The sequence below is a fragment of the Pseudomonas sp. RIT357 genome, assembly GCF_000632245.1.
Classification (GTDB): domain Bacteria; phylum Pseudomonadota; class Gammaproteobacteria; order Pseudomonadales; family Pseudomonadaceae; genus Aquipseudomonas; species Aquipseudomonas sivasensis.
In genome coordinates, this window is record NZ_JFYX01000019.1 from 12,386 (window position 1) to 28,533 (window position 16,148).

At 61.7% G+C, this 16,148-nt stretch carries 15 protein-coding genes; 10 read left to right on the plus strand and 5 right to left on the minus strand.

Annotated elements, in window-relative coordinates; all coding sequences use genetic code 11:
• Nucleotides 1–126 precede the first annotated feature (126 nt).
• Nucleotides 127–1,053 (minus strand): LysR family transcriptional regulator, encoded by a 927-nt coding sequence (locus tag BW43_RS13620; RefSeq protein ID WP_032887108.1) that lies wholly within the window; start codon nucleotides 1,051–1,053, stop codon nucleotides 127–129.
• Nucleotides 1,054–1,169: 116 nt separating this feature from the next.
• Between BW43_RS13620 and BW43_RS13615 the strand changes: the two genes are divergently transcribed.
• The 3 genes from BW43_RS13615 (at nucleotide 1,170) to BW43_RS28965 (ending at nucleotide 2,822) form a co-directional block, all read left to right on the plus strand.
• Nucleotides 1,170–1,463, plus strand: coding sequence for a putative quinol monooxygenase (locus tag BW43_RS13615; protein WP_032887109.1), 294 nt, complete (start codon nucleotides 1,170–1,172; stop codon nucleotides 1,461–1,463).
• A gap of 24 nt (nucleotides 1,464–1,487) precedes the next feature.
• Complete coding sequence (locus tag BW43_RS13610) at nucleotides 1,488–2,501, plus strand: zinc-binding alcohol dehydrogenase family protein (RefSeq protein WP_032887110.1); 1,014 nt, start codon at nucleotides 1,488–1,490, stop codon at nucleotides 2,499–2,501.
• Between the two features lie 147 nt (nucleotides 2,502–2,648).
• Nucleotides 2,649–2,822 (plus strand): hypothetical protein, encoded by a 174-nt coding sequence (locus BW43_RS28965; protein ID WP_177326437.1) that lies wholly within the window; start codon nucleotides 2,649–2,651, stop codon nucleotides 2,820–2,822.
• Between the two features lie 8 nt (nucleotides 2,823–2,830).
• On the opposite strand, the gene BW43_RS13605 is transcribed toward BW43_RS28965, so the two are convergent.
• Nucleotides 2,831–4,024 carry a multidrug effflux MFS transporter gene (locus BW43_RS13605; protein ID WP_032887112.1) on the minus strand — a complete coding sequence of 398 codons (1,194 nt, stop codon included), beginning with the start codon at nucleotides 4,022–4,024 and terminating at the stop codon, nucleotides 2,831–2,833.
• An 84-nt stretch (nucleotides 4,025–4,108) separates the two neighbouring features.
• Complete coding sequence (locus tag BW43_RS13600; protein WP_032887113.1) at nucleotides 4,109–4,306, minus strand: heavy-metal-associated domain-containing protein; 198 nt, start codon at nucleotides 4,304–4,306, stop codon at nucleotides 4,109–4,111.
• 147 nt (nucleotides 4,307–4,453) lie between these two features.
• On the opposite strand from BW43_RS13600, the gene BW43_RS13595 reads away from it, so the two are divergent.
• From BW43_RS13595 to cueR, 3 genes are all read left to right on the plus strand, one after another.
• Entirely contained in the window at nucleotides 4,454–4,834 is a 381-nt protein-coding gene (locus BW43_RS13595; RefSeq protein ID WP_032887115.1) for a hypothetical protein, read from the plus strand.
• Between the two features lie 66 nt (nucleotides 4,835–4,900).
• On the plus strand, nucleotides 4,901–7,102 hold the full coding sequence (locus BW43_RS13590) for a cation-translocating P-type ATPase (RefSeq protein WP_032887117.1): 2,202 nt from the start codon (nucleotides 4,901–4,903) through the stop codon (nucleotides 7,100–7,102).
• The gene (gene cueR, locus BW43_RS13585) at nucleotides 7,099–7,500 is read left to right on the plus strand and encodes a Cu(I)-responsive transcriptional regulator (protein WP_032887118.1); all 402 of its coding nucleotides are present in this window, start codon (nucleotides 7,099–7,101) and stop codon (nucleotides 7,498–7,500) included. The genes BW43_RS13590 and cueR overlap by 4 nt, the downstream gene beginning before the upstream one ends.
• Before the next feature lie 141 nt (nucleotides 7,501–7,641).
• Here the strand turns inward: cueR and BW43_RS13580 are convergent, their stop codons facing one another.
• Complete coding sequence (locus BW43_RS13580; protein WP_032887119.1) at nucleotides 7,642–8,541, minus strand: PA4780 family RIO1-like protein kinase; 900 nt, start codon at nucleotides 8,539–8,541, stop codon at nucleotides 7,642–7,644.
• 134 nt (nucleotides 8,542–8,675) lie between these two features.
• Nucleotides 8,676–9,953 (minus strand): acetyl-CoA C-acetyltransferase, encoded by a 1,278-nt coding sequence (locus tag BW43_RS13575; protein WP_032887120.1) that lies wholly within the window; start codon nucleotides 9,951–9,953, stop codon nucleotides 8,676–8,678.
• 105 nt (nucleotides 9,954–10,058) lie between these two features.
• Between BW43_RS13575 and BW43_RS13570 the strand changes: the two genes are divergently transcribed.
• The 4 genes from BW43_RS13570 (at nucleotide 10,059) to BW43_RS13560 (ending at nucleotide 16,047) form a co-directional block, all read left to right on the plus strand.
• The gene (locus BW43_RS13570) at nucleotides 10,059–11,402 is read left to right on the plus strand and encodes a 3-oxoacyl-ACP reductase (protein WP_032887121.1); all 1,344 of its coding nucleotides are present in this window, start codon (nucleotides 10,059–10,061) and stop codon (nucleotides 11,400–11,402) included.
• A 2-nt stretch (nucleotides 11,403–11,404) separates the two neighbouring features.
• The gene (locus tag BW43_RS13565) at nucleotides 11,405–12,253 is read left to right on the plus strand and encodes a MaoC family dehydratase (RefSeq protein WP_032887122.1); all 849 of its coding nucleotides are present in this window, start codon (nucleotides 11,405–11,407) and stop codon (nucleotides 12,251–12,253) included.
• A gap of 305 nt (nucleotides 12,254–12,558) precedes the next feature.
• The gene (locus BW43_RS0127495) at nucleotides 12,559–14,181 is read left to right on the plus strand and encodes a collagen-like triple helix repeat-containing protein (protein WP_081797717.1); all 1,623 of its coding nucleotides are present in this window, start codon (nucleotides 12,559–12,561) and stop codon (nucleotides 14,179–14,181) included.
• Nucleotides 14,182–14,364: 183 nt separating this feature from the next.
• A complete protein-coding gene (locus BW43_RS13560; RefSeq protein ID WP_032887124.1) occupies nucleotides 14,365–16,047 on the plus strand; it encodes a ShlB/FhaC/HecB family hemolysin secretion/activation protein in 1,683 nt (560 codons plus the stop codon).
• Nucleotides 16,048–16,148: the final 101 nt, after the last annotated feature.

Consider the following 16,148-nt stretch of genomic DNA (forward strand, 5'->3'; position numbering starts at 1 on the left):
CTGTCGAATTACTTTTCTGATGCGGTAGGCGCCAGAGTATAAGTGCGCCAAGGGCGGGTTCCGTGGCGTCTGACAGCCAGAGTAGGGACGGGTTTTGAGTGAAATTTCCTTGCGTTACGGAGGCTATTACACGAGGTCCAATCGCTCCGACAATTGAGCCGTCAATGTCGCACAGCGAGCTACAAGCATTTCCCGCAGCAGGTTGATGGGTTTGCTCAACTGCGCGCGATGGGCACACAGCAGATTGAGCGGCGTGCGCTCGCCGCGCAGTTCCGGCAGGATCAGGCGCAGTCGTCCAGCCAGCACGTCGGTGCTCACATCCAGCCAGGATTTATAGGCAATGCCCATACCCGCCACGGCCCAGCGGCGCACCACATCGGCATCGTCGCTGAAGCGGTCGCCGCTGACCGTCAGGCTGACTTCGCGCTTGCCGTCGTGAAACGTCCAGTGGTCATGCACTCGGGTGCCGAGCATATACAGCAAGCAATTGTGCTGGGCCAATTGCTCCAAGTGTCGCGGCTCACCGTGGCGTGCGAGGTAACTGGGGGCTGCGCACAGCACACGAACGTTGCGCGGCGCGACGGGCAGTGCAATCAGGCTGGAGTCCTCGGGCTCACCATAACGCAGGGCAATGTCCACCGGCTGGCGGAACAGGTCGGCAATCCGGTCACCCAACAGCAGGCGTACGGCGAGCTGCGGATACTCACGCTGGAACTCGTCCAGCCACGGCAGCAGTTGGTTGCGGCCGAAATCCGAGGGCGCCGACAGTTGCAGCACACCGCTGACATGGTCCTGACCGCTGGCCAAAAGACGTCGCCCTTCATCAAGGGAGCTCAACGAGGCGCGGGCGTATTCCAGAAAGCCCTCGCCTTCGGCAGTCAGGCGCAGGCTGCGGGTGGAACGGGCCAGCAAGCGCGCGCCCAATTGTTGCTCGATACGCTTGAGCGCCGCGCTGGCCACGGCAGGCGACAAGTCCATCACCCGCGCCGCCGCCGACAAACTCCCCAAGTCCGCAGCGCGCACAAACAACTGCAAATCATCAAAACGCAGCATCCACCCACCCATTATCAAAATATTATTGAAACAGAGTGCTGTTTTAGCCGCTTTTATCTTCAGGGGAAATGACCAATCATCTGTCCATCCCGTTCATTACGTGTCTGGAATTGAATATGCCCACAGCTTTTAACGTCATCGCCACGCTGATCGCCAAACCTGGCCAACAGGCCACCCTGGAAACCCTGCTGCGCGGCCTGCTGGAACCTACCCGCCTTGAAGCCGGTTGCGAGCAATACGACCTGCACCAAGACCTGCAACACCCCGAGACTTTCTACATGCTCGAACGCTGGAGCGATGACGCCGCACTGGCCGACCATGACCAAAGCGCACATATCCAAAGTTTTCGCGCCAAGGCCGCTGATGTACTCGAACACTTCGAACTCAAGCGCCTGAAGTTTCTCGCCTGATCACCGCCTTTTTCCGGAGCCCTCATGAAAGCCATTGCCTACTACGCATCACTGCCAATCACCGATGAAAAATCCCTGCAAGACATCGAATTGCCGGCGCCCGTCGCCGGCCCACGCGACCTGCTGGTGGAAGTCAAAGCCATCTCGGTGAACCCGGTGGACACCAAGGTGCGCCAGAACGTCGCCCCGGAAAACGGCGCCGCCAAAGTGCTGGGCTGGGACGTCGCCGGTGTGGTCAAGGCGGTCGGCAGTGACGTGAGCCTGTTCAAGGTCGGCGACAAGGTGTTCTACGCCGGCTCCTTGGTACGCCCAGGTGGCAACAGTGAACTGCACACTGTGGACGAGCGTATCGTCGGCCATATGCCCAAGAGCCTGAGCTTTGCCGAAGCCGCCGCGCTGCCGCTGACCGCCATCACCGCCTGGGAACTGCTGTTCGAGCGCCTGCAGGTGCGTGAAGGTAAAGAAGACGGAGGCCAGAGCCTGCTTATCGTTGGTGCCGCAGGTGGCGTGGGCTCGATCCTGACCCAACTGGCCAGCCAGCTCACCGGATTGAAAGTAATCGGCACCGCCTCGCGCCCGGAAACCCAGGAATGGACCAAGGCCCTCGGCGCCGACCTGGTGATCGACCACAGCCAACCGCTGAGTGAAGCGTTGAAACAAGCCGGCCACCCGCAGGTCACCCACGTCGCCAGCCTGACCCAAACCGAGCATCACCTGGACCAGTTGGTCGAAGCGCTGCAACCCCAAGGCAAGCTGGCACTGATCGACGACCCCAAGGCGTTGGACGTGAGCAAACTCAAGCGCAAGAGCCTGTCGCTGCATTGGGAGTTTATGTACACGCGCTCGATGTTCGAGACGCCGGACATGATTGAGCAGCACAACCTACTCAATCGCGTGGCCGAGCTGATCGACGCCGGCACCTTGAAAACCACGGTGGGAGAGCACTTCGGCGTGATCAATGCGGCGAATCTGCGCCGGGCCCATGCACTGCTGGAAAGCGGCAAGGCCAAGGGCAAGATCGTGCTGGAAGGGTTCTAAAACAACGGCTGTCAGTGTTGTCCGTTATTCGTGTGAGTAATGGACGACACCGCTAGTCAGAGAGTTGATCTTTGTCATATTTGTGAGCGTATCCGGGGTTTATATTGGCCGCCTTTGCCACGATTCTTTTACGTGAGGAAGTCAGCAATGAAGATCCTGATAAAAGCGTTAGCAAAATCCCAGTGGGAGGTCCGTCTGGACCAGAAAGCCATTACTTTCCACACTGAAGCCGAGGCGCGCGCCTTTGCCGATACCCTGCAAGCGCGTATCAAGGCGCCCCACCGTTTTCCAATCAGCCAGCAACACCCCGCCGCTGGCTGACCCGCCTCTCAGCCCTGCGCCTGCAAGGCTCTGGCCCGTTGCAGGCGTTGGGTCGACACGGCCACCGTCACCGCCAATACACCGCACAGGCTGATGACCATCGCCATTGGCATGGCCGTGCCATCGTGCAACACCCCCACCAGCGACGCCGCCCCCGCCGCCACACCGAACTGGATGCAGCCGAGCAATGCCGACGCACTGCCTGCCCGAGCACCCTGCCCGCTCATGGCACACGCCGAGGTGTTGGGCAAAATGCAGCCCAGACTGGCGATGCAGATAAACAGCGGCACCAGCAATGGCCATAGCGCATCGGTGCGCAACGCCGTGATGCCCAGCAGCGTCAGACCCGCCAGCAGATACACCCACACCGAACGCGACAGCAAAAACGCCGGGCCACGCTTGGCCAGCAAGCGAGCGTTGAGCTGCGCCACCAGGATGAAGCCAGCGGCGTTGGAGCCGAATACCCAGCCGTAATGCTCAGCGGGCACGCCATACAGTTTGATAAACACGAACGGTGAACCCGCGATGTAGGCAAACATCCCGGCAATCGACAGCGCGCCGGTAAGGGCGTAACCGAGGTAAACCCGGTCGGACAACAGCCCAAAATAGCGGCGCAACGAGCCCGACAACGGCTGGCGTGGCTGATGGGCCGGAAAGGTTTCAGGCAAGCCGAATGCCACGGCGATAGCGGCCATCACACTGAAGATCGTCAATGCCAGGAAAATCGACTGCCAGCCCCACAACCCGACCATCACCCCGCCGGCCAGCGGCGCAAGAATCGGCGCCAGGCCGGTCACCAGCATCAACTGGGAAAACACCTTGGCCGAGCCCACGGCATCGCATTTGTCGCTGACCACCGCGCGGGAAATCACCATGCCCGCGCAGCCGCCAAGGGCCTGCACGAAGCGTGCGCCAATCAGCCAATCGAGGGAGGGCGCGTAGGCGCAGGCGAAGGACGCCAGGGTAAATAGAGTCACGCCGCTGAGCAGCGGCCCGCGCCGACCAAAACGGTCCGCCAGCGGGCCATAGATCAATTGGCCAATGGCCAGACCGGCGAAATACACCGCCAGGGTCAGCTGGATGTGTTTTTCATCGGTGGCAAACGCTGTGGCCATCGCCGGGAAGCCCGGCAGGTAGAAATCGATCGCCAGCGGCGCAAAGGCGCTCAAGGCACCCAGAATCAGGATTATGCGAAGGTTCATCAGGCACCCAAGAGAGTCGGCAGCCCGACAGTCTAGCCGGGCCTGGATGCCTTGAACATAACGATAGCTCGCTAACTATTAAAATCAGGCGAGCTTGGCGCTGTAGCCTTCCTCGGTGATCAAGCTGATTACCTCTTCGGCAGACAAGCGGCTTTCCACGCCCACTTCCTTGGCGGCCAGGTCGACCTTCACACTAGCGCTTGAATCCTTACTCTGTACCGCCTGGGTCACCGCCCGGACGCAATGGCCGCAGGTCATTCCTTCAACACTGAATACTTGCATGACATAACTCCTTTGATGAGGTTGAACCCAGTCTCGACCTTGCCACAATGGCAAGGTCAAGTTCTGAAAAAATCGGCCGGGCTGGTATTCGGCGGCACTGTCGGCCAAGCTTGAACCATCTTTGATTCACACCACGGAGCATTCGCCATGCGCTGGTCGTATTTTGCCCTTGCCGGCTTGATGAGTTTGTCTGCCGCTGCGCCCATGGCCAGTGCCGATCAAGACTATGCGGTGTTGATCATTTCCCGGGAACGCCTGGAAGTGCTGACCAATTGCGAGATCGGCCTGTACATCCAAGACCAGTTGGCCGGGCGCCTGTACCAGGAGCAGGCCACCTCGTTCAACCTGCCCGCCGGCAATGTGTCACTGCGCCTGAAGCTGCTGCCGGGCCAAGCTGCGGGCTGCCTGCCTGGCCTGCTCGCCCCGCCCGCGCAAAACATCACGCTCAAGGCCGGTGACGTACGCAAGTTACGGATCGCCCAGGGCCCGGATGGCATGTACCTCAAAGCGGCTGCATTGGATTACTGAAGGCGCTTGACCTTACCCACAGGTCAAGGTTGATGCTAGGGGCAACTTCTTCTGGAGGAATGCCCCATGAATGGATCCACCACCTTTGATCTGCCCATCAGCGGCATGACCTGCGCCAGCTGTGCCGGGCGTGTCGAGCGTGCGCTGGGCAAGGTGCCGGGGGTGCAAAGCGTCAGTGTCAACCTGGCCAACGAGCGCGCCCACGTCGAAGTGCAGGGCCAAATGGACCCCGCCGTGCTGATTGCGGCGGTCGACAAGGCCGGTTACAGCGCCAGCCTGCCTCAAAGCGAAATCGCCACCGATACCGATCAAGCCCAGCGCCTGCACCGCGAGCGTTGGTCGCTGCTGCTGGCCATTGCGCTGGCATTGCCGTTGGTGCTGCCGATGCTGGTGGAGCCCTTTGGCCTGCACTGGATGCTCCCGCCCTGGGTGCAGTTCGCCCTCGCCACGCCGGTGCAATTCATTTTCGGTGCGCGCTTCTACATAGCCGCCTGGAAAGCCGTACGCGCCGGCGCCGGTAATATGGACCTGCTGGTCGCCATCGGCACCAGCGCCGGTTACGGCCTGAGCATTTATGAATGGCTCACCGCACATGCGGGTATGGCGCCGCACCTGTACTTCGAAGCTTCAGCGGTGGTAATTGCCTTGGTATTGCTGGGCAAATACCTGGAAAGCCGTGCTAAACGCCAGACTGCCAGCGCCATCCGTGCGCTGGAAGCCCTGCGCCCTGAACGTGCACTGCGTGTCCAGGATGGCCGTGAAGAAGACGTCGCCATCAGCGCGTTGAAGCTCGATGACCTGGTGTTGGTCAAACCCGGCGAGCGTTTCCCGGTGGACGGTGAAGTGATCGAAGGCCAAAGCCATGCCGACGAGGCGTTGATCAGCGGTGAAAGCCTGCCGGTGCCGAAACAACCCGGAGATAAAGTTACCGGCGGTGCCATCAACGGCGAAGGTCGTCTGCTGGTGCGCACCACCGCCCTTGGTGCCGAAAGTGTCCTGGCACGCATCATCCGCCTGGTGGAAGACGCCCAGGCCGCCAAGGCGCCGATTCAGAAACTGGTGGATAAAGTCAGCCAGGTCTTCGTCCCGACCGTGCTGGTACTGGCGGTGCTCACGCTGGTGGGATGGTGGCTGTACGGCGCGTCGCTGGAGACCGCGATTATCAACGCCGTGGCGGTGCTGGTGATCGCCTGCCCTTGCGCCCTTGGCCTGGCCACGCCGACTGCAATCATGGCCGGCACCGGTGTCGCCGCCCGCTACGGCATCCTGATCAAGGACGCCGAAGCGCTGGAGCGCGCCCACGCAGTGAGCGCCGTGGTCTTCGACAAGACGGGCACCCTCACCTCCGGCACGCCAAAAATCGCCCACTTGGTCGCGGTGGATGGCAATCAAGCCCTGCTGCTGCAACAGGCCGGCGCGCTGCAACGCGGCAGCGAACATCCCCTGGCAAAAGCCGTGTTGGATGCCTGCAGCGAACAAGGGCTGAAGGTGCCTGATGTAAGCGTCAGCCAATCCCTGACCGGGCGCGGCATTGCCGGCACCCTCGACGGTCGGCCACTGGCACTGGGCAATCGCCGTCTGCTGGAAGAAATCGGCTTGAGCGCGGGTGACTTGGCAGGTGTCGCCAGCGATTGGGAGTCCGAAGGCCGCACCCTGTCCTGGCTGATCGAACAGGGTCCACAACCGCGCGTACTCGGGTTGTTCGCCTTTGGCGACACCCTCAAACCCGGTGCGTTGGAAGCCGTTGAGCAACTCAAGGCCCAGCACATCAGCAGCCACTTGCTCACCGGCGACAACCGCGGCAGCGCCCGCGTGGTGGCGCACGCACTGGGCATCGACGATGTTCACGCTGAAGTGCTGCCCGCCGATAAAGCCGCCACCGTCGCCCATCTGAAAAAAACCGGCGTGGTGGCGATGGTCGGCGACGGCATCAACGACGCCCCGGCCCTGGCGGCGGCCGATATCGGCATCGCCATGGGCGGCGGCACCGACGTGGCCATGCATGCTGCCGGTATCACCCTGATGCGCGGCGACCCACGCCTGGTGCCGGCCGCTCTGGAGATCAGCCGCAAGACCTACGCAAAAATCCGCCAGAACCTGTTCTGGGCGTTTGTGTATAACTTGATCGGTATTCCCCTGGCCGCATTCGGCCTGCTCAACCCGGTGCTGGCGGGCGCGGCTATGGCCTTGTCCAGCGTCAGCGTGGTGAGCAATGCACTGTTGTTGAAAACCTGGAAACCCACTGACCTAGAGGATCAACGCCCATGAACATCGGCCAAGCCGCACGCCAAAGCGGGCTGAGCGCCAAGATGATTCGCTACTACGAATCCATCGGCCTGCTCAAAGCCGCCCACCGCACCGACAGTGGCTACCGTGTGTACGGCCCGGACGACTTGCACACATTGGCGTTTATCAAACGCTCGCGGGATCTGGGGTTTTCATTGGAAGAGGTCGGCAAGCTGCTGACCCTGTGGCAGGACCGCCAACGGGCCAGCGCCGACGTGAAAGCCCTGGCGCGCCAGCATATCGAGGCGTTGAACCAGAAGATTCTGGAGCTGGGGCAGTTGCGGGATACGTTGCAAGATCTGGTGGAGCACTGCCAGGGCGATCATCGGCCGGATTGTCCGATTCTCAAGGAGTTGGCTTCAGGAAGCTGCTGCGCGTGAGGCTCTAACTGACTGACTACAAAACCAATGTGGGAGGGGGCTTGCTCCCGATGGCGGTGTGTCAGTCTCAATATCTGTAACTGACACACCGCTATCGGGAGCAAGCCCCCTCCCACATTTTGATCTTCATTTACCCGAAGATCATTGCATCCAAGGCGGCGGTGGCGGTTCTTCGGACGCTTTGCTCGGCGGAGCATCATCTGCCGCCCGAATCGCTTGCTTGCGCTCTTCATCCAGCCGCGCCGCTTCGATCTCGCGAATCACACCGCCCACATCCGCCAACTCTTCCGGCTCGTCGAACTCGCCGGTCAAGACGCTGGCCGGGTGCAAGGTACCGGCTTCGTACAGCGCCCACATTTCCTTGGCGTACTTGGTCTTCTTCAACTCCGGGGCAAAACGCCCGAAGTAGGAGGCCATGTTGCCCACATCCCGTTCCAGCATATTGAACGCGTGGTTGTTGCCCGCCGCATCCACCGCCTGGGGCAGGTCAATAATCACCGGGCCCGTGGGGGTAAGCAGTACGTTGAACTCGGACAAGTCACCGTGCACCAGGCCGGTACACAGCATCAGCACGATCTGGGAAATCAGGAAGGCGTGGTATTCGCGCGCCTGGTCCGGCTCCAGTGTCACGTCATTCAGACGTGGCGCCGCATCGCCGTACTCGTCGGCCACCAGCTCCATCAACAGCACGCCTTCGAGGAAGTCGTAGGGCTTGGGCACGCGAACGCCCGCACCGGCCAGGCGGAACAATGCCGCCACTTCGGCGTTCTGCCAGGCATCTTCGGTTTCTTTCTTACCGAACTTGGAGCCCTTGGCCATGGCCCGGGCCTGACGGCTGTTTCGGACCTTACGGCCTTCCTGGTATTCGGATGCCTGACGAAAACTTCGTTTGTTCGCCTCCTTGTAAACCTTGGCGCAACGCAATTCGTTGCCGCAGCGCACCACATAAACAGCTGCTTCTTTACCACTCATGAGAGGGCGCAGCACTTCGTCGACCAGACCGTCTTCGATCAGGGGTTCAATGCGTTTAGGAGTCTTCATCAGCTTTTATTGTGGGTCCTTTATTACCAAATACGCGTATGGCACTCGTTATACGGCAATCGGCTCGCCGGTGGGAGGGGCTACCGATCTTTGACCACTCAAGAATGCATCCTATATGCCAGTTTCGGCTGCAATCAACGCTCAATGATCGCCGTCACCCCTTGACCGCCCGCCGCGCAGATCGAAATCAACCCTCGGCCCTTGCCCGCCGCATCCAGCAACTTAGCCAGGTTGGCGACGATACGCCCGCCGGTGGCGGCAAATGGGTGCCCGGCGGCCAGGGAGCTGCCCTTCACATTCAACCGGCTGCGGTCGATGGCGCCCAACGGCGCGTCCAGCCCCAGGCGGGTCTTGCAGTAATCCGCATCTTCCCAGGCTTTTAGCGTGCACAACACCTGGGCCGCGAATGCTTCGTGGATCTCGTAGTAATCAAAGTCCTGCAGCGTCAGGCCATTCCTCGCCAACAGACGCGGCACCGCATACACCGGAGCCATCAACAGGCCTTCGGCGCCGTTGACGAAATCCACCGCCGCCGCTTCGCCATCGCGCAGATACGCCAGGATCGGCAGCCCCCGCTCCTTCGCCCAAGCCTCACTGCCCAGCAGCACCAGGGATGCACCATCGGTGAGCGGTGTGGAGTTGCCGGCGGTGAGCGTGCCCTTTTCGCTGCGCTCGAAGGCGGGCTTGAGGGCGGCGAGTTTTTCCAGGGTCAGGTCGGGACGCAGGTTGTTGTCGCGGGTCAGGCCCAGAAACGGGGTGAGCAGATCGTTGTGCCAGCCTTCGGCATAGGCGGCCGCCATTTTCTGGTGGCTCTCCAGCGCAAGCTGGTCTTGCTCGGCCCGGGGGATCTGCCAGGTCTGCGCCATCAACTCACAGTGCTGGCCCATGGACAAACCGGTACGCGGCTCGCCATTGCGCGGCAGTTCTGGTTTGAGGTGATGGGGACGAAGTTGTAACAGGACTTTTAATTTATCCGCCATGGATTTGCTGCGGTTGGCTTGCAGCAGGATCTTGCGCAGCCCTTCATTCACCCCAATCGGTGCGTCTGACGTGGTGTCCACCCCGCCGGCGATGCCGCATTCGATCTGGCCCAAGGCAATCTTGTTGGCCACCAGCAATGCCGCCTCCAGCCCGGTGCCGCAGGCCTGCTGGATGTCATAGGCCGGGGTCTGCGGCGACAGGCGCGAGCCCAGCACGCATTCGCGGGTCAGGTTGAAGTCGCGCGAATGCTTGAGCACCGCGCCGGCGGCCACCTCGCCCATGCGCAGGCCGTGCAGGTTGTAGCGTTCGATCAAGCCTTCCAAGGCGGCGGTCAGCATCGCCTGGTTGCTCGCCGTGGCGTAGGGGCCATTGGAACGGGCGAAAGGAATGCGGTTACCGCCAATGATCGCTACACGGCGCAATTGAGTCATGGAAAGCTCCCTCTGTCTGTTATGGGCTTGATCACTGAGCCTAGTCGAACGACTGCTACCCTGGGATGGTCAACCCTTTGAACCCCAGCCTTCGGAGAGCGTTCCATGTCTGACCGTTATATCGACTTCGCCAACTCAAGCCTCGGCCATCGCCTGGTCGCCGCCCTTGGCCTGCCGTCACCGGTACGCCTGGAACGCTGGCAAGCCGGACGCCTACGCCCGGTAGACGGTGCACTGCTGCTGGGCGGTGGAGCCCTGACAAGTAAGGTGCAGGCATTTGCCAACAAACTCACCGACGCGATTTATACCTACGGCGCCGAGTCATCGACGTGGATTCCCGGGCACGGCCCCAAGCTTAAGGCCGTGGTGTTCGATGCCAGCGAGCTGCAACACACCGACCAGCTCAAGCAACTGCGCGAGTTCTTCCAGCCCCTGCTGAAAAACCTCGATAACAGCGCGCACCTGGTGATCCTCGGCCGCGCCCCGGAAAGTCTCAGCGACCCGTTTGCCGCCAGCGCCCAGCGGGCCTTGGAAGGGTTCAGCCGCTCCTTGGCCAAGGAACTGCGCAACGGCGGTGTGTTGCAATTGCTCTACGTCGGCGAAGGTGCCGAAGACCAGCTGGAAGGCGCGCTGCGTTTCTTCCTCTCACCGAAAAGCGCCTACATTTCCGGCCAGGTGATTCGCCTGGAGGCTTGCGCCACGCCCGTTGAGGACTGGACCCGCCCACTGGCCGGGCGCAAAGCGCTGGTCACGGGTGCGGCGCGTGGCATCGGTGCGTCTATCGCTGAAACCCTGACCCGCGACGGCGCTGAGGTCATTCTCCTTGACGTCCCCCAGGCCAAGGCCGACCTCGAAGCCCTGGCAGCGCGCCTGGGTGCTCGCACGGTGGTGCTGGATATCTGCGCCGAAGACGCCGCCAGCCAGTTGATCGAACACCTGCCCGATGGCCTCGATATTCTGGTGCATAACGCCGGTATCACCCGTGACAAAACCCTTGCCAACATGACCCCGGAATATTGGGATGCGGTGCTCGCGGTCAATCTCAATGCACCGCAGGTATTGACCAAAGCGCTGCTCGACAGCGGCAGCCTGCACGACAACGCCCGCGTGGTGGTGCTGGCGTCCATCAGCGGCATCGCCGGTAACCGTGGGCAAACCAACTATGCCGCGAGTAAGGCGGGTTTGATCGGCCTGGTGCAGGCGTGGGCGCCGTTGCTCAAGGAGCGCGGGATCAGCATCAATGCTGTAGCGCCAGGCTTTATCGAAACCCAGATGACCGCACACATCCCGTTCGCCCTGCGTGAAGCCGGGCGCCGCATGAGCTCCCTGGGCCAAGGCGGTTTGCCGCAGGACGTCGCCGAAGCTGTGGCCTGGCTGAGCCAGCCCGGTTCCGGCGCGGTCAGCGGGCAAGCATTGCGGGTGTGCGGGCAAAGTCTATTGGGAGCGTGAGCATGGAATGGCAGACCTTAGGCAATACCCCGTTTCTGCCGCCGTTGTATTGGCGAGCGGCGCTCAAGCGCAAGATTACCGGCAGCACACTGCCTGAACAGGGGCTGCGCTGCCGGGTCAGCGTCAACCCCAAGGACGTCGCGGCGTATCGCAAGGTCTGCGGTTTTGCCGACAGCCCGATCCTACCGGCGACCTACCCACACATCCTGGCGTTTGGATTGCAAATGCAGTTGCTCACGGCCAAGGCATTTCCCTTCCCGTTGCTGGGGTTGATCCACCTGAGCAATTGCATTCGAATCCATCGCCCATTGGGCGGGGTAAACGAACTCTTCATAAGCGTGCACGCGCAAAACCTCCAACCTCACGCCAAGGGCGCAACCTTTGAGGTGGTAACCACCGTCGAAGATTCTCTCGGAGTGCTGTGGGAAGCCGAGAGCCGAATGCTCTGCCGAGGCGTAAAACTCGAAGGCGAAGCTGCCGATGACACCCAGCCCACACCTGTACACATCAGCGAACTGACCCACTGGAAGGCCCCTTCGGATATCGGCCGTCGCTATGCGAGGGTCTCCGGCGACTACAACCCGATTCACCTGAGTGCCCCGACCGCCAAGTTGTTTGGCTTCCCCCAGGCCATCGCCCATGGACTGTGGAACAAGGCCCGCACACTGGCCGCACTCGGTGAGCACCTGCCCGCTGCCAATGTAGAAATCGAAGTGGTATTCAAAAAACCGGTGCGCCTGCCCAGCGAAGTGACGTTGCACAGCAGCACCGCCGGCTCCAGTGGCGAATTACTGTTGAAAGGCGCGGGGGATATTGAACATATGGTGGGGAAATGGCGGCCAATCGCATAACAAAACCTGCTTAATTGTATATATACGCCATAAGTAATAGCGGACTTGAAAAAGTCCGCTATTTGTTTATCTAAGCGACTGATTCAATAGACATATACATCTTGATACGCCCTCCCCTTATACCCTTACGACTAGTCATTAAGCACACACCTCACGCCCTCTATATAAATCGTTAATACCAAGTTGAGCCTTGAGGGAACACGCACCCGGGTCTGTTATAGACCTACGGACAAACGCATCGCTATCCCAAGAAATAACGAGCGTTTGAAGACAACTAAGGTTGTACGGGTGCAAGGAATTCAATCATGAAAACTCAAGTAGTGTTTTGGAAAGCAAGTACCGCGTTGGCCCTGGCAATAGCAATGACACTCGGTGGCTGCAGCAGCGGTGGTGGCGGGCATCACAGTAGCGGCTCCTCCTCTTCGGATACTGCCGGAACCGGTGGAGGTACTGGCGGAGGTACCGGTGGCGGCACTGGTGGCGGTACCGGTGGAGGTACTGGTGGCGGCACCGGTGGAGGCACCGGTGGAGGCACCGGTGGAGGCACCGGTGGAGGCACTGGTGGCGGTACCGGTGGAGGTACTGGTGGCGGTACCGGTGGAGGCACTGGTGGCGGCACCACCACGCCACTGGTCACCGCGACCGTCGTCGACACGCTGGGCAACACCGTGACCGGCGTGGGCGGCACCGTCAGCAGTCTCGGCACCACCCTCGGCAGCTTGCCGATTGTTGGCGCGACCACCCAAGGTCTGGTGGTGGCCACCGGCACTGCGGTCGGCAGCATCGGCAACGGCCTGTCGGATGGGCTCGGCTCGTTGGGCACTGACAGCAATGCACTGGGCAACACCCTCGACGGCGTAGGCCAAGGTGTTTCCGATCTGGGCGATGGCGTCAGCACCACCGGCGCTAACGTGCGCACGCTGCTGGGTAAAGTGCCCGTGGTCAGCGCAACTGCGCCAGTGGTGGGCGGCGCGGTCGACAAAGTCGGCAAAGTGGTGACCATGCTCGGCGATACCCTGAGCACCGCCAGCACCACCGGCCCGCTGGGCAATGTGACAAATGCCGTGGGCGCCCGAGTGCTGGTGCCGGTCGTCTCGCTGGTGGAAAAAACCACCGGCAAAGTTGGCAACGCAACGGGCCTGGACAGCCCGGTCGGCGGCCTGCTGGATAAAGTCGGCAGCACCGTCGATGGCCTCGGCGATAAAGTCGCCGGCGCTGGCGGCACCGGTAACCCTGTGACCGGCGCCGTGGGTAACCTGCTCAATGGCGTCGGCACCGTGGTCGGCACCGCAAGCGGCTATGTCGACCCAGCCACCGGCAACGGCGGCGGTAGCGGCAGTGGCGTCAAACTCGGTCTGCCGGAACTGATCGGTGGTGTCATCGCCGGCGCCGGCAACGGCCTCAACGCCGGCAATACCAATGGCGTGGTGAGCGCTGCTGGCGTCACCGGCGCCAGCGCCGGCGGCACGGTGGCATCTCTGGGCACCTTGCTGGGCGGCAGCGGCACTCCAAACACCGCCGCGGGCGCTCCGATCATGGCGGTGACCACCAACCTCGGCAGCGCACTTAACCCTGCCACCAGTGGCATCGCCAGCCTGACCCAAAACGTCGGCAACGCCACCGGCCTGGGCGCGCCAGTCAATGGCCTGGTGACTAACGTCGGCGGCGCCGTCAACAGCCTGGGCGGCAAAATCAGCGGCGCCAATGCCAACCCGGTCACCAACGCCCTGGGCGGCACCGTGAGCGCTGTCGGCGGCACCGTGGCGTCGGTGGGTGGCCTGGTCACCGGCGGTACCAGCGGCGGCGGGTTGCTCGGCGGCGGCTTGAACCTGGGCGGCAGCGCATCTGCCGGCGCCAGTGGCAGTGCCGGGGCCAGCACCAGCGGTGGCCTGGGGGGGTTGCTCGGTGGCCTCACCGGCAAAAAATAGAATTGCACCTGGCCGATTAGACGGCCTCACCTACAGCGCCTACGCTTGGTTGAGACGAGAGATCTAATAAATCTCTCGTCTTTTTTTAGGGCCACTGAACGGCCCCTGAAAAACACCCGAACCGCGCCTTCAGAGCCCGGCGGGCACCTGCGAAACGCTGCTGCTTTGACCATGGAGTGTCCTATGCGCGCTTTGACACCGTTGTTATTGCTCACCCTCAGTGCTTACGCCCACGCCGATACCCTGCCCAGCTTCCTCAATAGCAACGACACCATCCGCAACCTGCCGGTGCCCAATCTGCCCGCCGATGCCTACCGCCCGAACACCCCGCAAACGCAGCTGCCCACCCCCGCGGCGAGTGAGGCGCAACCGTTGCTGATGGACACCAAGGTGACCATTCGCAAACTGCAGATCGACGGCGGCACGGTCTACCCGCTCAACGACGTTGCCCTGGCGTTCGAGCCCTTGATCGGCCACGAAACCAACCTGGCCCAATTGATCGAGGCGACACGCAGCATCACCCGGCGCTACCAGGCAGACGGCTACCTGCTGTCCTATGCGTTCCTGCCGGAGCAACGCTTCGATGACGGCCTGGTGCACGTCATTCTGGTGGAGGGTTATATCCGCGATTACCAAGTACAAGGCGATATTGGCTCAGTATCGTCCTACGTCGAAAAGCTCGCCGACAAACTCAAGGCCGAGCGCCCACTGACCCGTAAAACCTTCGAGCGCTACACCACACTCATGGGCGCGATCCCCGGCGTCACCTTGCAAGCGCAAGTGCCGCCACCTGGCACCACCGACGGCGGCACCCACATGCAGATCACTGCCAGCCGCAAGCCTTTCACCACCAGCATGAGCCTCAACCAAGCCAGTCGTGGCGGCACGCAAGCCTTGTTAACCGCCACCAGCAATTCCCAGACCGCCATGGGTGAACAACTGAGCGTGAGCGGCCTGTTCCCACCGGGCAACGACAAAGAACACTACTACCGCGCCGCCTACAGCCAATTCGTCAATGCCGAGGGCACCCAACTGGTGCTATCCGGTGAACGCTATCGCGCCGACCCCGGCACCAACCTGCAACTGGGCGGCGGCTTCGAACTCAAGCCCCATCAGGCAATCGACCGATTCTCCATTGGCCTGAGTCACCCGCTGATCGCCTCGCCCACCGAGTCGTTGACCCTGGGCACGCGGTTCTATGGGGTCGACCAGAAAACCCGCTATCAACTGGTGGGATTCCCCCAGCGCTTCGACATCGAAACCAACCTGCGCGCCGTGGCGTTCGAAGGCGACTGGCGCAAGGCCGACGCCGACCAACTGCGCATCCTCAGCGCGGGGCTGTACCAAGGCATCGACGGCATGGGCGCCAAGACACGCAGCGACCTCGAAGGCCTCAAACCTGACTTGGACTTCTTCCGCCTGCGCCTGTCGGGCGTGCAAAGCAACAAGCTGTTCGGCAACGTTCAGGGCGTGCTGTCAGGAGCGCTCTATTGGAGTGACGACACCTTGCCCGACAGCGAGCGCGCCACCTTCGGCGGGCAGAACTTCGGTCGTGGCTACCCCGATGATCAAGGCTCGGGCGACAAAGGCTGGGGCATGGCCTATGAGATCAACTACAGCTACAACCGTGCCGGCGAGTGGGTAAGAATCCTGCAACCCTACATCGTATTCGACCGTGCCAAGACCTGGTTCAACGACCAGCCCATCAAAGGCAACAACCTGTCTTCAGCCGCCGTGGGCCTGCGCTTTGGCGACGCGAAGTATTACAACATCGCGCTCGAAGCGGCCAAGCCGATGTCGGACGAGGCCCTCGACAGCCTCAACCGCCAGCCGCGGTATACGTTGAGTTTCAGCTATCAACTCTGACAAGGCCTACAGCGCTCAGTTTAGGCTGAGCGGGGTTCTGCGGCAGACGAGTTTGCTGTGGTAAGAGGGCTTGTTGTGGCGAGCGGGCTTGCTCGTGTTCG

Bases quoted from the DNA above. Each gene is read 5' to 3' on its own strand.
- BW43_RS13565 (WP_032887122.1), top strand. From the start codon at position 11,405: ATGGAATGGCAGACCTTAGGCAATACCCCGTTTCTGCCGCCGTTGTAT.
- BW43_RS0127495 (WP_081797717.1), top strand. From the start codon at position 12,559: ATGAAAACTCAAGTAGTGTTTTGGAAAGCAAGTACCGCGTTGGCCCTG.
- BW43_RS13620 (WP_032887108.1), bottom strand. From the start codon at position 1,053: ATGCTGCGTTTTGATGATTTGCAGTTGTTTGTGCGCGCTGCGGACTTG.
- BW43_RS13590 (WP_032887117.1), top strand. From the start codon at position 4,901: ATGAATGGATCCACCACCTTTGATCTGCCCATCAGCGGCATGACCTGC.
- BW43_RS13560 (WP_032887124.1), top strand. From the start codon at position 14,365: ATGCGCGCTTTGACACCGTTGTTATTGCTCACCCTCAGTGCTTACGCC.
- BW43_RS13580 (WP_032887119.1), bottom strand. From the start codon at position 8,541: ATGAAGACTCCTAAACGCATTGAACCCCTGATCGAAGACGGTCTGGTC.
- cueR (WP_032887118.1), top strand. From the start codon at position 7,099: ATGAACATCGGCCAAGCCGCACGCCAAAGCGGGCTGAGCGCCAAGATG.
- BW43_RS13605 (WP_032887112.1), bottom strand. From the start codon at position 4,024: ATGAACCTTCGCATAATCCTGATTCTGGGTGCCTTGAGCGCCTTTGCG.
- BW43_RS13570 (WP_032887121.1), top strand. From the start codon at position 10,059: ATGTCTGACCGTTATATCGACTTCGCCAACTCAAGCCTCGGCCATCGC.
- BW43_RS28965 (WP_177326437.1), top strand. From the start codon at position 2,649: ATGAAGATCCTGATAAAAGCGTTAGCAAAATCCCAGTGGGAGGTCCGT.
- BW43_RS13600 (WP_032887113.1), bottom strand. From the start codon at position 4,306: ATGCAAGTATTCAGTGTTGAAGGAATGACCTGCGGCCATTGCGTCCGG.
- BW43_RS13595 (WP_032887115.1), top strand. From the start codon at position 4,454: ATGCGCTGGTCGTATTTTGCCCTTGCCGGCTTGATGAGTTTGTCTGCC.
- BW43_RS13615 (WP_032887109.1), top strand. From the start codon at position 1,170: ATGCCCACAGCTTTTAACGTCATCGCCACGCTGATCGCCAAACCTGGC.
- BW43_RS13610 (WP_032887110.1), top strand. From the start codon at position 1,488: ATGAAAGCCATTGCCTACTACGCATCACTGCCAATCACCGATGAAAAA.
- BW43_RS13575 (WP_032887120.1), bottom strand. From the start codon at position 9,953: ATGACTCAATTGCGCCGTGTAGCGATCATTGGCGGTAACCGCATTCCT.